This is a genomic window from Cupriavidus pinatubonensis (assembly GCF_019602855.1).
In the GTDB taxonomy this organism is placed as follows: Bacteria; Pseudomonadota; Gammaproteobacteria; order Burkholderiales; family Burkholderiaceae; genus Cupriavidus; species Cupriavidus pinatubonensis.
This window is the reverse complement of the sequence record NZ_CP080766.1, coordinates 2198101-2211792: the sequence shown is the minus strand read 5'-3', so window position 1 is coordinate 2211792 and position 13692 is coordinate 2198101. Positions and strand designations below refer to the sequence as shown.

Here is a 13692-nt window from a genome sequence, read left to right as displayed (position 1 = left end):
TCTGTTCAGAGAGATTCGATGGCAAGCGCAATGCCCTGCCCGCCGCCAATGCAGAGCGTGACAATGCCGCGCCGGATGCCGTCCGACTGCATCGCATGGAGCAGCCGCGTCGTCAGCACCGCACCGGTCGCACCGATCGGATGCCCGTGCGCAATGGCACCGCCGTCCACGTTGATGATGTCGTGGGGCAGGCCCAACTCGGCCGCGACTGCGAGCGGCACGGCAGCGAAGGCCTCGTTGATCTCGATACGCTCGATATCGCCGAGCGTCCAGCGTGCGCGCTCGAGCGCCTGGCGCACGGCAGGAACGGGGCCAAGCCCGAACAATCCCGGTTCCACCGCGCCGACACCGTAGGCAACCAGCCTAGCCATCGGCTTCATGCCCTGGCTTTCCGCAAAGGCGCGTTCGGCCACCAGCATGGCAGCGGCACCACTGTTGATGCCGGGCGCATTGCCGGCAGTAATGGTTCCACCCTCACGAAATGCCGCCTTCAGTCGCGCCAGCGTCTCGAGGGTGGTATCGGGACGATTGGCCTCGTCGACCTTGAACGCGGCCGTACCGCCCTTGGCCTTCACGGCGACTTCAACGATCTGCGACGCGAATCGGCCCTGCGCCTGCGCTCGCGCAAAGCGCTGCTGCGACCGCTCGGCCCAGCGGTCCTGTGCATCGCGGCTGAGCTCGTAGCGGGTGGCGAGATCCTCGGTATGCCAGCCCGAGTGCAGGCCGGAGAACGCATCCTGCAGCCCGTCGAACAGCATGCTGTCATGCATGACCGTATCGCCCATGCGCTGCCCCCAGCGGCCGGATGGCACGAGGTAAGGCGCACGGTCCATGTTCTCCATGCCGCCGGCGACGGCGACGTCGGCATAGCCAAGCCTGACCTCGTCCGCGGCCGTTGCAATGGCCTGCGCACCGGACCCGCACACGCGGTTCACGGTCATGGCCGGGACGGATACCGGCAAGCCCGCGCCGATGGCGGCCTGCCGTGCAGGGTTCATGCGGTTGCCGGCCTGAATCACGTTGCCGAACACCACACTGCCGATGCGGCCGGCATCGATGCCTGCACGCTTGAGCGACTCTCCGATTGCCGCGGCCCCGAGTTCAACCGCAGGCGTGCCCTTCAGGGTGCCGTTGAATGCACCAATCGCGGTGCGAACCGGGTGACACAACACCACTTCGCGCGTATTCATGAAACTACCCTCCTACGGACGTCGACGACGGTTGCGGGCGCCACAAGCGGCACCGGATGGCACTGACATAGCAGCAGCGTCGGTTCAGCTACCACTTACTATCATCATGCTAGTAACAACTCTAGCCGAACTTTCATAATGAAAGCAATAGGAGTTTCGGAAAGTGAGTTCCTTGCGCCTCAAGAAGGAATGGACATCGCCCGGGTGCCCTGCCGGTATGGTCAGTCACTCCAGACGATGTCCATGGTGCGGTCGCTCACGTGCCCTGGCACGCTTGACGCGTATCGAGGCGGCCGAGGAGGGACAGGTGCTTACAGCGGCACAATGTGACGAGGCTTGGGCTGGAACGGGAATCCCGCCGGAAACTCGGGCAGCTTCAGCATCGGAGGCATCGGCGGGAACGATGGCAGCGGAGGCATCGAGGGCATCGACGGCCCCGGCAGGTGCCCGTTCGGGTCGGGCTCGCCCACCGCGATGGAAGCAGGCATGTAGGCAACGCCGCCGCGGATGGCGGCACGGGCAGCCCGGTCCAGTTCGCGGACGCGCGGCAGGTTTTCGATCAGTAGCGTGGACATGGGAATCTCCTGTAGTCATGGAAAGCGAACGGCGGATACGACGTTCGCCCTTGACTATGCAGATGCCATGCCACCGACTGCGCGCGCGCTCAGGTGTACGCAACGAGCTGTCAGAGGCTGATTTTGGTGGGCAACGGCCAACAGGCGCACAAAGCGTCGGGGCGGTCCGAACAGCGGGACCGCGACGCTTGCTCTAAGCGGGCGCCTGCTCGAAGGTCGGCTCGCACAGCACCGGGAAATTGAGCGAGTTGGCGATAAAGCATTGTTCGTGGGCGGTGTGATGCAGCCGCGCAGCCAGTTCCAGGTCGTCGCCCGCGCGCACGGTGACGCGCGGCCGCAGGACGATCCTTGTGAAGCGGCCGGACTGCGCTTCGATCATCGTGCCTTCCGCATCATCGACATACGCAAGCACGACGATGCCCGCGTTGGCGCACAGATGCAGGTACCAGAGCTTGTGGCACGCCGCGGCGGAGGCCACGAGCAGGTCCTCCGGATTCCAGCGCGCCGCATCGCCGAGAAAGGACGGATCCGATGAGCCCGGAATGACCGGCTTGGCGCCGGAGCGAATCACGTAGTCGCGCGCATACGCGCGGTAGCCCGACGTGCCGCTGCCCTTGTTGCCGGTCCACTCGACCGAAACCCGATAGTGATGCTCTCGATCTGCCATGTCAGCGTCCTCCGCCGATTCCGTGAATGCGCCAGTATGACTGCATAGGGCGGTTGCTGCCGGAGAGACGCAATCCACTCAGGCAATGGAGCGCCTCAGTTCGGGTACCCGATGACTGGCCAGCCGCCTCGCGGTCTGTACGGACACGCCGAAGCGATCATAGAAAGCCGACTCCACATCACCGTTGGGTGGCCATCCGACGAACCGCTTCAGGTCCGCCATGGCTACGTCGCCCGCCATGGCTTCGAACAGCAGGCGCATGAGCCGCTGCGTACGGCAGAGGTCCGTCAGCGCCGTGCCTTGCGAAAACAGCAGGCGGCGCAGCTGCGTCGCGGGCATGTCGATACGTTCGGCGATGAAGCCCGCGCTCCATGCATACTGGGGCTGCAGGAAAACGCGCCTGGAAATCCTTTGGTGCAACGCATCCTGCGGCGTGCCGGGCATGCCGCGCCTGATCTCGAACGTGCACGACGACGGCTGGCCGCTGCTGCCGTCCAGATGCATGTCGATGGTCTCGAACGGCTCGATCGTGACATCGTGTCCCGGCACAAGCAGCCGCTCGTGGCCGCGCCGCCTGACGACCGACCTGCCATGCGTGGCCACGATGGTCAGCGGGAACGCCAGGAACAGTCGATGCAGGCTGACGTGCGAGTAGGACTGCAGGTGGACGCGCATGGTGGACGGAAGACTCGGAAAACAGCCGGTAGCAGGATATCGGCACCGATCATCGCCGCTAACCGGGCCGCGCACCATCTGCAATTTCCGAACGCAACGTTTGCCTGCGCCACACGCTGGCCCACAGCACGGCCGGCGCGCCATGCTTCGCCATAGACTCGCCATGCGCCTGAATCTGCCCTTTCGACAGCGCTTCGTCCATCTGCCGTTATCATGAAGGGGCCTGGTATGTCTGCCGGCGCACGGCAGACCCACCCTTGCCCGACCGGCAACCGGACTGCCGGGCTCCGCCGCAGGACCGCCCCGTTTTCAATCCGCCACTCCCTTCGTCCTGCATGGAACACAACATCCCTCTTATCACCACGCTTGCCGCCGGGTTCGGCATTGCCCTGGTTCTCGGCTTCCTGGCCGAGCGGGTCAAAGTGCCGGCGCTGGTCGGCTACCTGGTAGCCGGCATCATCATCGGACCGGGCACGCCCGGCTTTGTCGCGGACGTACATCTGGCCTCCCAGCTTTCCGAGATCGGCGTGATGCTGCTCATGTTCGGCGTGGGGCTGCACTTCTCGCTCAAAGACCTGCTGGCGGTCAAGCGCATCGCCGTGCCTGGCGCGGTGGTGCAGATGGCGCTGGCCACGGCGCTCGGCGCTGGGGTTGCATGGATGTGGGACTGGCATTGGGGCAGCGGGCTGATCTTCGGGCTCTCGCTCTCTTGTGCGAGTACGGTCGTGCTGCTCAAGGCGCTGGAGACGCGCGGCGTGCTGGAAAGCATGAACGGCCGCATCGCGGTGGGCTGGCTGGTGGTCGAAGATTTGGCCACCGTGCTGGTGCTGGTCCTGCTGCCGCCGCTGGCGGGCATTCTGGGCGGCTCGGACGCATCGGCCGCGGCGGAGACCCGGCCGCTGTGGACCACCATCGCGCTGACGCTGCTGCAGGTCGGTGCCTTTATCGCGCTGATGCTGGTGGCGGGCCGCCGCTTGCTGCCGTGGTTCCTGTGGCTGGTCGCGCGCACGGGCTCGCGCGAGTTGTTCACGCTGTCAGTCATCGCCGCGGCCATCGGCATTGCGTACGGCGCGGCCCAGTTGTTCAGTGTCTCGTTCGCGCTGGGCGCTTTCTTCGCCGGCATGGTCATGCGCGAGTCAGAGTTCAGCCACCGCGCGGCGCAGGAATCGCTACCGCTGCGCGATGCGTTCTCGGTGCTCTTTTTCGTCTCGGTGGGCATGCTGTTCAAGCCCGCAATCCTGATCGAGCAGCCGCTGCACGTGCTTGGCACGGTGGCGATCATCATCGTCGGCAAGTCGATTGCAGCGTTCGCGCTGGTGCTGGCGTTCCGCTATCCGCTCAATACCGCGCTGACTGTCTCGGCCAGCCTCGCGCAGATCGGCGAGTTTTCGTTCATCTTGGCCGGGCTCGGGCTCTCGCTCGGCCTGCTGCCGGCCGAGGGCATGAGCCTGGTGCTGGCGGGTGCGCTGATCTCGATCGCGCTGAACCCGGTGCTGTTCGCCCTCAACGAGCCGTTCCGCCGCTGGGTCCTCAAACGCTCGGCACTGGCCCGGCGCCTGGAGCAGCGTGGCGACCCGTACGCTGAATTGCCGATGACGACCGAGCGCAAGTATCTCGAGGGCCAGGTCGTGCTGGTCGGCTATGGCCGCGTGGGGCGTCGCATCGGCAGCGCGCTGCAGTCGCGCGGCATTCCGTTCGTGGTCGCGGAGCAGAACCGCGAACTGGTGGAGAGCCTGCGCAATCGCGGTATTGCGGCGGTTTCGGGCAACGCGGCCGATCCCGCCGTCCTGATCCAGGCCCATATCGCGCGTGCCGCCATGCTTGTGGTCGCCATTGCCGATCCAATCGATGTCAGGCAGATGGCCGATACCGCCCGCACGCTCAATCCCTCGATTGAGATCGTCCTGCGTACGCACAATGAAGACGAGTCCGTCATGCTGCGCAAGGAGGCAATCGGCACGGTCTTCTACGGCGAGGAAGAACTGGCCAGGGGCATGACGGCCCATGTGCTGGAGCGCTTCGCGCCGGGGCCGCAGGCATACACCGATGGCCATGCCGCGGGCCACGCTGCATGACGCATGCGACCAAGGCTCTGTGAACTTTAATAGAATCCCGGTCTGACACGCATTCGCGCCGCGGTTCGCCGCGCCCGCACAACCCTCCGGAGACAACATGAAGGCAGACAACATCCTGCAGACCATCGGCAATACGCCGCATATCCGCATCCGACGGCTGTTCGGAAACGGCCACGAAGTCTGGATCAAGTCGGAGCGGTCCAACCCGGGCGGCTCGATCAAGGACCGTATCGCGCTATCGATGGTGGAAGACGCCGAACGCCGTGGCGTGCTCAAACCCGGTGGCACCATTGTCGAGCCGACCTCCGGCAATACCGGCATCGGCCTGGCGATGGTGGCGGCAGTCAAGGGCTACAAGCTGATCCTGGTGATGCCGGACAGCATGTCGATCGAACGCCGCCGGCTGATGCTCGCCTACGGCGCGACCTTTGACCTGACCCCGCGCGAGAAAGGCATGAAGGGCGCGATCGCCCGCGCCGAGGAATTGATCGCCTCGATCCCCGGCGCGTGGATGCCGCAGCAATTCGAGAATCCGGCCAACATCGACGTCCATGCGCGCACCACGGCGCAGGAAATCCTGGCGGACTTCCCGGAAGGCCTCGATGCACTGATTACCGGCGTGGGCACGGGCGGCCATATCTCGGGCTGCGCGCAGGTGCTCAAGCAGAAATGGCCGCAACTGAAGGTGTTCGCCGTGGAGCCGACGGCATCGCCGGTGATTTCGGGTGGCGCGCCCGCGCCGCATCCGATCCAGGGCATCGGCGCCGGTTTTATCCCGGAGAACCTGAAAACCGACCTGCTCGATGGCGTGATCCAGGTCGATGCCGAACCAGCGCGCGAGATGGCGCGCCGCTGCGCGCGCGAAGAAGGCATCCTGGTTGGCATTTCGTCGGGCGCGACGCTGGCCGCGATCGCGAGCAAGCTGCCTGAACTTCCGGCCGGCGCCCGCGTGCTCGGGTTCAACTATGACACCGGCGAGCGTTACCTGACGGTCGAGGGCTTCCTGCCGGCCTGAGGCTTTACCGCGCGCCAACGCGCTGGCAATCGTCAGTGCGACATGAACAGCGGCACGCCGGCGCGCCGCACCAGCGTGCGCGTGGTGCCGCCCAGCACGCGTTGGCGCAGGCGGCTGCGGCCGTAGCCGCCTGCCACCAACAGGCCGGCACCGAGTTCATAGGTTAGCCGCAGCAGTTCATCGCCGGGCTGTCCGCCACGTTCGACACGCAGCCAGGCCTCGATCCCGTGCGCGGCCAGCCACTGCAGCAGCCGTTCCCCGCCTGCTTCCTTCTCGTCTTCGCCACTGGCGCCGGCCACCACCACCACGGTTACATAGGACGCCTGCGCCAGCAGCGGCAGCGCATCGCTCACCGCGCGCGCGGCTGGCTGGCTGCCATCCCAGCCCACCAATGCATGCCCCTGCGGTGCCAGCGTGGCACCGGCCGGTACCAGCAGCATCGGACGCCCCGTATTGAGCAGCGCGTACTCGGCTTCCTCGGCCATCAGTGCGGGGGCGTTGTCGCCAGCCTGCAAAGCCGGCGGCAGAACCAGGTCCGCAAATCGGCCTTCCATCGCGAGCGCCCAGCCCGTCTCCGCCTCGACCACCGCGTGCCGGCACCTCATGCCGCTGCCCGATGACGTGACCGCAGCCTGCAGCGCCGCCAGGTTCTCATCCACGATGCGCTGCAAGCTTGCCGCCGCCTGCTCGGCGTACTTGCCGGCCTCGTCGCCGGCGCCGCGGAACGGCTCGAGCTGCGTGCCCGTTGCGGTCAGCCCGACCAGCCCCGCCCCGAAGTGCCGGCACAGGACCAGCGCGGCGTGCAAGCGCGCCGCGCGCGCGGGATCGTCGCCCAGCGCGACAAGGATTGTCTTGTAGTCCATCGGTTCATTGCTCCTTGCAAAGGCGTGAGTGCGACGCTGCGGACCGCCTGGGACGTGAACCAGTGTAAGCATTTGCCGGCCAAGGTGCTTGACGGGCATCAATGCGGCACGACCGAACCGTGATGCCGCGTCTGCCGCAGCAAGCCTTGATGCACATCAAGCCGACACCTTCAGATGCACCTACGCTGAATCCAACGCGTTCACGCGTACCGGCAACCATTTGCCACTCCTGACCATCCGCCGTCACACTCCGGAGATCCGCCATGTATCAACGCATCCTGCTCGCCGTAGATGGCAGCCAGTCTTCCGACCTGGCGTTGAGCCAGGCCATCACAATCGCCAAGGCCACGGGGGCGGAGGTCAAGGCCCTGTTCGTCGCCGACGACAGCGACGCGTTTTTCGACGTCGCCTACTTCGACGCCAAGGCCCTGATGCAAGGTATCCTGACATTCGGCAACAAAGTCCTTGCCGAGGCCGCGAGCAGGCTCGATGCAGCCGGCGTCAGGCATGTGACCCAACTGATCGAAAAGCCGGTGGCACCCGGGCAGATTTCGTCAACCATCGTCGCGCAGGCCGATACCTGGAACGCAGACCTGATCGTCTTGGGCACCCACGGCCGGCGCGGCGTACGGCGTCTGTTGATGGGCAGCGTCTCCGAGGGCGTGGTGAGCAAATCCAACCGCCCGGTGCTGCTGATCCGCAGCGAGGTCGAGGGCTAGTCCCGCGCCGCCGACTGCAGCCGGCGCTATTGCGCACGCCGTGCCACAGGCCGGACAATCCGGGCATGCGGGATTTCCCCGCGGGAGCGCACGATGCGAATCCGCCTGGCCACACTGGCTTGCATGGCAGCCCTTGCCTTGAGCGCCTGCGCGTCGCTGCAACCGGAACAGACCGGCCAGCGACTGATCGGCAGCGACCAAGGTGCCGTTCGCGGTACATTGGGGGAGCCCACCGATACCTTCAGGTTTCCGAACGGCACGTCCCGCTGGCTCTACTCGGGGCAGCCGCTCGGCCACACGGTCTATGCCGCGGACTTTGACGCGACCGGCAAGCTCGTCAGCTATCGGCAAATGCTGACGGAAGCCGAAATCTATCAGGCGCAGGTCGGAGTCTGGACCAAGCAGGAAGTGCTCGAGCGCTTCGGCAAGCCACGCGAGCCCACGCAGTACTACCCGCTGATGAAGCGCGAGGCCTGGACCTACCGGATGTACAAGGACGGCTACCAGACCGCCCATTTCAGCTGCTACTTCGACGACAACGGCGTGCTGCAGCAAAGCATGATCATCGTCGACCCGCTCGGCGGCGACCGACGCGGACGCTCCCGGTAGGCTGAGCGGCTCCCGATGGTGCCAACGTTGGCGGAAGGGGCACCGGGACCGCGGCAGCTTTTTCGCGCAGAATAGACATTGCCGCGCCGCAGCAGAGGCTGCCGGCGCGCACCTTGTTCTCTCCGAGTCCTATTCTTGCGCGGAAAACTGAACGTGACGACTGCGATCCTGCTCGAAAACATCCATGCAAGCGCCACGGCGCGCCTTGGCGAGGCCGGCCTGACGGTCGAGCGCCGCACCGGCGCGCTGGCCGGCGACGAACTGCGCCAGGTGCTGGCAAGCCATGACCTCGTCGGCATCCGCTCTGCCACGCACCTGCGCGGCGACGATATCCGCAGCGCGCCCGCGCTGCTCAGCATCGGCTGCTTCTGCATCGGCACCTCGCAGGTCGATCTGGACGCCGCGACCGCGGCTGGCATCCCGGTCTTCAATGCGCCGTTTTCGAACACGCGGTCGGTGGCCGAGCTGGTCGTGTCCGAGGCCGTGATGCTGCTGCGCAAGATCCCGGAGAAGAATGCGCTAGCTCATGCCGGCAAGTGGGCCAAGGGCGCCAGCGGCGCGTTCGAGGCGCGCGGCAAGACCATCGCCATCGTCGGCTACGGCAATATCGGCTCTCAGGTCGGCGTATTGGCGGAGTCGATGGGCATGCGGGTGGTGTACTACGACGTGCTGGCCCGGCTGTCGCTCGGCTCGGCGCGTGCCGCCGGTACGCTCGAAGAAGCCGTGTCGCAGGCGGACGTGGTCACTCTGCACGTGCCCGCTACGGCCCGCACGCGCAACATGATCGATGCCCACGTGCTCGCCTGCTTCAAGCCGGGCGCGATCCTGATCAACGCATCGCGCGGCACCGTGGTGGATATCGATGCGCTTGCGGCGGCACTGCGCGACAAGCGCCTGGGCGGCGCGGCAATCGACGTGTTCCCGGAAGAGCCGAAGACGAACAACGATCCATTCGTCAGTCCGCTGCAGCAGCTTCCGAATGTCCTGCTGACGCCCCACATCGGCGGCAGCACTGAAGAGGCGCAGGAGAACATCGGCACAGAGGTAGCCGCCAAGCTGCTGAACTACCTGAACACCGGCGGCACCATTGGCGCCGTCAACTTTCCCGAAGTCGATCCCGGTCCGCTGCACGCGCCGGCACGCCTGCTCAACATCCACAGCAATGCTCCGGGCGCGCTAGCCGCACTGAACACGCTGCTGGCCCAGGATGGCGTCAACATCAACGGCCAGCACCTGCAGACGCGCGGCCATACCGGCTACGTCGTCACGGATCTCGACCGCGTGCCGTCCGACGTGCTGATGGAATCGCTGCGCACGCATGCCGGATTCGTACGTTCGCGGCTGCTGGTGCGCTAACCCCACCCCTTCGCACCGATTTTTCCTGTCGCACCACATCCGCCGTCTGGCCGCATGCAACGCATGAGGCCAGACGGCGGATGACGCCTCTTTTCCGAGAGCCTGCCCGCATCGTCCTCCGCTGCGCACGAAAATCAGCCGGGGCCGATAAGAATGGGCTGAGGCGTAGCCGCCCGCCTTGCCCGGCGATATCCCGGTGGCGCCAAATGGCTTCAGCGGCAACGCTACTCTTCAGGCCGTCGCCGGCAACTGACACCGCCGGACCGCATCAGAAGTCAACAGGCTGCAATATTTTTAAGGGAATTACTAAAGCCCAGTCCTGGCACGCCGCTATTGGCGACAGGAGCACTGACAGCGGTCGCGCTCCGCGCCACACGGCAACAGTCAGGTGGCATCCACCATGGAGGGAATCGATATGGACGCAAAGGAAAGGCGCGTGCCGGCATGGGCGCGACGGGTCGGATTGTCGTTGTGTGTTGCGGCAGGTATCGCGGGCGGTGCGGCCGCGCAGTCCGGCACCATCACGTTCCAGGGTGCGATCACCGAGCCCTCGTGCGGGTTCGAGGCGGACGCGCAAGGGGTCAACGCCACTTGCCTGACGCCGGCGGGGCGCCCGGTCAGCAAGGCGTTGCGCGCGGCGGCCCTTGGCAAGGCCGCAAGCGCCCGAGTGGGCGCGGCCCAGTTGCGGCTGGAGCCGATTGGCCGCCGTGGCGCCACGAACACGTACGTGGTTGTGGCTACCTATCTCTGAAGCCGGCCCGACGCCCCGGCCCGCAGCACCTCACGGCACTGCGGGCCGGCAAGACGATTGCAGTGCCGTCCCGTTAGTCGCCGGCGCGGATCAGGTCTGCCGCCTTCTCGGCGATCATGATCGCCGGCGCATTGGTGTTGCCTGCCACCAGCGTCGGCATGATCGATGCATCGACCACGCGCAAGCCCTGCACACCACGCACACGCAAGGCGGGATCGACCACGGCCATGTCATCCACACCCATCTTGCAGGTGCCGACCGGGTGGTAGACGCTGTCGGTCCGCTCGCGCACGAAAGCCTCGATTGCTTGCTGGTCGCCGTCGCCCGGCCCGAATTCGTCGGTGAACAGCTCGCGGCCGCCGGCGCTGGCCAGCGCCTGCTGCGCGAAGATGCGGCGGATTGCGCGCACGCCTGCCACCATGACGGTCATATCTTCCTCATGGCTGAGGAAGCGCGGATCGATGACCGGTGCTTCGCGCATGTCCGGGGAACGCAATCGTACTTCTCCAACACTCTTCGGCCGCAGCACGCAGGCATGGCAGGAATAGCCATGACCCAGCTTCTTCCTGTCGCTGCCGTGATTGAGCAGTGCCGTGATGAAATGCAGCTGAATATCAGGGGCCGCAAGTCCCTGCCGACTCTTGATGAAAGCGCCGGCCTCCGCGAAATTGCTGCTAGGCATGCCGGTGCGTTTGCGGCGATAGCGCAGCAACTCCATCGACAGCTTCACAAAGCCGCCAAAGGAATGGCCAAACAGGTCCAGCGAATGCACCTGCTTGTTCAGGATGACATCCGGATGGTCCTGCAGGTTCCTACCTACGCCAGGCAGGTCGGCTACAACATGAATCCCCATGTCAAAAAGCTCGCGCGCCGGGCCTACGCCGGACGCCAGCAGCAACTGCGGCGAGTTGAAGGCCCCGGCGCTGACAATGACTTCGCGCCGTGCCGCCAGCTTCTGCTCCACCCCGCCGCGCACAACGGTCAGTCCCGTGGCCCGCCTGCCGTCGAAGTTGATACGCAGCACCTGCGTCTCGACCAGCACCGAAAGGTTGCTGCGGCCTCCGCTCAGAGTCTTGTCGCCCGCGTTGCCCTGATGCAGGTAGGCGCGCGCCGAATTCCAGCGCTCGCCACGATGCTGGGTGACGTGGTAGAAGCCCGCTCCCTCCTGATCCGCACCGTTGAAATCGCTATTGGGCCGATAGCCAGCCTGGATTGCCGCGTCGATAAAGCGCCGGGAAAACGGGCTGGGCGAGCGCAGGTTGCTTACGCGCAGCGGGCCCGTGCCACCGTGCCATCGGTTATCGTCCCGGCCGCTGTAGTCCTCGTGATGTTCGCTGCGCCGGAAGTACGGCAGCACGTCTTCATATCCCCAGCCGGTGCAGCCCAGGCGCGCCCAGTCGTCGTAGTCGTTGCGGTGACCGCGGATATAGACCATGCCGTTGATCGACGAGCTGCCGCCCAGACCCTTGCCGCGCGGCTGGTAACCCTGCCGCCCGTTGAAGCCCGGCTGCGGCACGGTGTAGTAGCCGTAGTTGCGTGGGCCGGCATTGCGCACGGTAGATGCCATGCCGATCGGCATCCAGATGCTCATATGGTGATCAGTCGGCCCGGCCTCGATCAGGGCCACCGTCACGGCGGGGTCTTCGGCCAGCCTTGATGCAATGGCGCAGCCTGCCGAGCCGGCACCCACCACCAGATAGTCAAACGTTTCCATGTAATCGGTCACTCCTTCATTCATCCACGGTGCAGCCTGCGACCGACTTGTATTCGAGGAACTCGGCCAGGCCGTACGCGCCGAACTCGCGGCCGTTGCCCGACGTCTTGTAGCCGCCGAACGGCGCGGCAAAGTCCATCTTCGCACCGTTGATCTGCACGGAGCCCGCGCGCAGTTCTCCAGCGACGCGGCGCGCACGTGCCGGGTTGCCCGACCAGACATAGGCAGCGAGCCCGTAAGGCGTGTCGTTGGCGATACGGATTGCCTCAGCCTCGTTGTCGTAAGGAATCATCGACAGCACCGGCCCGAAAATCTCCTCCCGGGCAATGGTCATGTCGTTGCTGACGTCGGCAAATACCGTCGGGCGGTTGTAAAAGCCCTGCGCAAGTCCTTCCGGGCGGCCCGGACCACCGGCCACGACGCGTGCGCCCTCCTGGATACCGGCTTCGATCATGCGCTGGACACGTTCGTACTGTGCACGGTTGGAACTGGGCCCCAGCTTGCTGTCAGGCGAAGACGGATCACCGACAGTCAGCGCCTGCACCGTCGCTTGCGCAATCGCGATGGCCATCTGGTATTGCGCGCGTGGTACCAGCATGCGCGTCGGCGCCGTGCAGGTCTGGCCGGAATTCAGCATGCAGCTCACCACGCCCTGAGAGACCGCAGCCTTGAGATCGGCATCATCGAGGATGACGTTGGGCGACTTGCCGCCAAGTTCCTGCGCGACGCGCTTCACCGTTGGCGCGGCCTGCATGGCCACGTCTACGCCAGCGCGCGTGGAGCCGGTGATGGACACCATGTCGACATCGGGGTGGCGCGACAACGCCGCGCCGACCGTCGGACCCGTGCCAAACAACATGTTGAACACGCCTGCGGGCGTCGATGTGGCCTGGCAGGCCTCCTGCACGATCTCGGCAAAGATGCGCGCGTCGAGCGGCGCGATTTCCGATGGCTTGAGCACCATCGTGCATCCGGCCGCCAGCGCCGGCGCCACCTTGGCGGCAATCTGATTGACCGGCCAGTTCCACGGCGTGATCAGCGCGGCCACGCCGACCGCCTCCCGCACGACCTGGGTCGTGCCCTTGACGGTGACGAACTCGAACGCTTCGAGCGCTGCAATGGCTGCCTGAATCTGTACCAAGCCCATCGGGGCCTGGTATTCACGGCACAGCCAGATTGGCGCGCCAATCTCCGTGCTGATGGCCTCGGCAATCTCCCCGATGCGCGCCTTGTAGCCGTCGGAAATGCGGCGCAGCAGGGCCAGGCGTTCCTCGCGACTGGACCTGGACCACGATGCGAACGCGTCGCGCGCGGCCGCCACGGCACGGTCGACATCGGCCGCGCCACCCATGGCGACCGTGCCGATCACGGCCTCCGTCGCCGGGTTGACGAGATCCGCCAACGTGGCGCCATCAGCGGGTTTAACCCACTCGCCCCCGATATAGAACGTATTGAGATTGTGCATCGAGCGTTAACTCCTGAA

The 13692-nt window shown here is 65.7% G+C and carries 14 protein-coding genes; 6 read left to right on the top strand and 8 right to left on the bottom strand.

Translation table 11 applies throughout. The annotated features are described in order from the left end of the window. Window positions 1-5 precede the first annotated feature (5 nt). The 5 genes from K2O51_RS10055 to K2O51_RS10035 all read right to left on the bottom strand — a co-directional run bounded on the left by K2O51_RS10055 (window position 6) and on the right by K2O51_RS10035 (window position 3309). A complete protein-coding gene (locus K2O51_RS10055) occupies window positions 6-1190 on the bottom strand; it encodes a thiolase family protein (RefSeq protein WP_011300852.1) in 1185 nt (394 codons plus the stop codon). Between the two features lie 311 nt (window positions 1191-1501). Continuing rightward, on the bottom strand, window positions 1502-1765 hold the full coding sequence (locus K2O51_RS10050; RefSeq protein ID WP_011300853.1) for a hypothetical protein: 264 nt from the start codon (window positions 1763-1765) through the stop codon (window positions 1502-1504). A 193-nt stretch (window positions 1766-1958) separates the two neighbouring features. Then, window positions 1959-2432, bottom strand: coding sequence for an OsmC family protein (locus K2O51_RS10045; protein ID WP_011300854.1), 474 nt, complete (start codon window positions 2430-2432; stop codon window positions 1959-1961). A gap of 78 nt (window positions 2433-2510) precedes the next feature. Further along, window positions 2511-3107 (bottom strand): hypothetical protein, encoded by a 597-nt coding sequence (locus K2O51_RS10040; RefSeq protein ID WP_041680257.1) that lies wholly within the window; start codon window positions 3105-3107, stop codon window positions 2511-2513. Window positions 3108-3165: 58 nt separating this feature from the next. Beyond that, window positions 3166-3309, bottom strand: a complete 144-nt coding sequence (locus K2O51_RS10035) for a hypothetical protein (RefSeq protein WP_166487092.1) — start codon at window positions 3307-3309, stop codon at window positions 3166-3168. 133 nt (window positions 3310-3442) lie between these two features. Between K2O51_RS10035 and K2O51_RS10030 the strand changes: the two genes are divergently transcribed. Next, window positions 3443-5182: a cation:proton antiporter domain-containing protein gene (locus K2O51_RS10030; RefSeq protein WP_011300856.1), complete on the top strand. Its 1740-nt coding sequence runs from the start codon at window positions 3443-3445 to the stop codon at window positions 5180-5182. Window positions 5183-5279: 97 nt separating this feature from the next. Further along, a complete protein-coding gene (cysK, locus tag K2O51_RS10025) occupies window positions 5280-6197 on the top strand; it encodes a cysteine synthase A (protein WP_011300857.1) in 918 nt (305 codons plus the stop codon). Window positions 6198-6229: 32 nt separating this feature from the next. On the opposite strand, the gene K2O51_RS10020 is transcribed toward cysK, so the two are convergent. Then, on the bottom strand, window positions 6230-7060 hold the full coding sequence (locus tag K2O51_RS10020; protein WP_011300858.1) for a universal stress protein: 831 nt from the start codon (window positions 7058-7060) through the stop codon (window positions 6230-6232). Between the two features lie 263 nt (window positions 7061-7323). Between K2O51_RS10020 and K2O51_RS10015 the strand changes: the two genes are divergently transcribed. The 4 genes from K2O51_RS10015 to K2O51_RS10000 all read left to right on the top strand — a co-directional run bounded on the left by K2O51_RS10015 (window position 7324) and on the right by K2O51_RS10000 (window position 10495). Beyond that, entirely contained in the window at window positions 7324-7779 is a 456-nt protein-coding gene (locus tag K2O51_RS10015) for a universal stress protein (RefSeq protein ID WP_011300859.1), read from the top strand. 93 nt (window positions 7780-7872) lie between these two features. After that, complete coding sequence (locus tag K2O51_RS10010; RefSeq protein ID WP_011300860.1) at window positions 7873-8388, top strand: hypothetical protein; 516 nt, start codon at window positions 7873-7875, stop codon at window positions 8386-8388. 135 nt (window positions 8389-8523) lie between these two features. Beyond that, window positions 8524-9744, top strand: coding sequence for a phosphoglycerate dehydrogenase (gene serA, locus K2O51_RS10005; protein ID WP_049796503.1), 1221 nt, complete (start codon window positions 8524-8526; stop codon window positions 9742-9744). 415 nt (window positions 9745-10159) lie between these two features. Beyond that, window positions 10160-10495, top strand: coding sequence for a hypothetical protein (locus K2O51_RS10000; protein ID WP_049796504.1), 336 nt, complete (start codon window positions 10160-10162; stop codon window positions 10493-10495). A gap of 73 nt (window positions 10496-10568) precedes the next feature. Here K2O51_RS10000 and K2O51_RS09995 read toward each other — a convergent pair whose 3' ends face one another. Together K2O51_RS09995 and K2O51_RS09990 are read right to left on the bottom strand one after the other, a co-directional pair. Further along, window positions 10569-12209, bottom strand: coding sequence for a GMC family oxidoreductase (locus K2O51_RS09995; protein ID WP_011300863.1), 1641 nt, complete (start codon window positions 12207-12209; stop codon window positions 10569-10571). 16 nt (window positions 12210-12225) lie between these two features. Then, window positions 12226-13674, bottom strand: a complete 1449-nt coding sequence (locus K2O51_RS09990; RefSeq protein WP_220630155.1) for an aldehyde dehydrogenase family protein — start codon at window positions 13672-13674, stop codon at window positions 12226-12228. Between the last annotated feature and the right edge of the window lie 18 nt (window positions 13675-13692).

Excerpts from the sequence above, each read along its gene's own strand:
- K2O51_RS10050 (WP_011300853.1), bottom strand. The coding sequence starts at position 1,765 with ATGTCCACGCTACTGATCGAAAACCTGCCGCGCGTCCGCGAACTGGAC.
- K2O51_RS09995 (WP_011300863.1), bottom strand. The coding sequence starts at position 12,209 with ATGGAAACGTTTGACTATCTGGTGGTGGGTGCCGGCTCGGCAGGCTGC.
- cysK (WP_011300857.1), top strand. The coding sequence starts at position 5,280 with ATGAAGGCAGACAACATCCTGCAGACCATCGGCAATACGCCGCATATC.
- K2O51_RS10055 (WP_011300852.1), bottom strand. The coding sequence starts at position 1,190 with ATGAATACGCGCGAAGTGGTGTTGTGTCACCCGGTTCGCACCGCGATT.
- K2O51_RS10020 (WP_011300858.1), bottom strand. The coding sequence starts at position 7,060 with ATGGACTACAAGACAATCCTTGTCGCGCTGGGCGACGATCCCGCGCGC.
- K2O51_RS10010 (WP_011300860.1), top strand. The coding sequence starts at position 7,873 with ATGCGAATCCGCCTGGCCACACTGGCTTGCATGGCAGCCCTTGCCTTG.
- K2O51_RS09990 (WP_220630155.1), bottom strand. The coding sequence starts at position 13,674 with ATGCACAATCTCAATACGTTCTATATCGGGGGCGAGTGGGTTAAACCC.
- K2O51_RS10045 (WP_011300854.1), bottom strand. The coding sequence starts at position 2,432 with ATGGCAGATCGAGAGCATCACTATCGGGTTTCGGTCGAGTGGACCGGC.
- K2O51_RS10015 (WP_011300859.1), top strand. The coding sequence starts at position 7,324 with ATGTATCAACGCATCCTGCTCGCCGTAGATGGCAGCCAGTCTTCCGAC.
- K2O51_RS10000 (WP_049796504.1), top strand. The coding sequence starts at position 10,160 with ATGGACGCAAAGGAAAGGCGCGTGCCGGCATGGGCGCGACGGGTCGGA.
- K2O51_RS10035 (WP_166487092.1), bottom strand. The coding sequence starts at position 3,309 with ATGGACGAAGCGCTGTCGAAAGGGCAGATTCAGGCGCATGGCGAGTCT.
- K2O51_RS10030 (WP_011300856.1), top strand. The coding sequence starts at position 3,443 with ATGGAACACAACATCCCTCTTATCACCACGCTTGCCGCCGGGTTCGGC.
- K2O51_RS10040 (WP_041680257.1), bottom strand. The coding sequence starts at position 3,107 with ATGCGCGTCCACCTGCAGTCCTACTCGCACGTCAGCCTGCATCGACTG.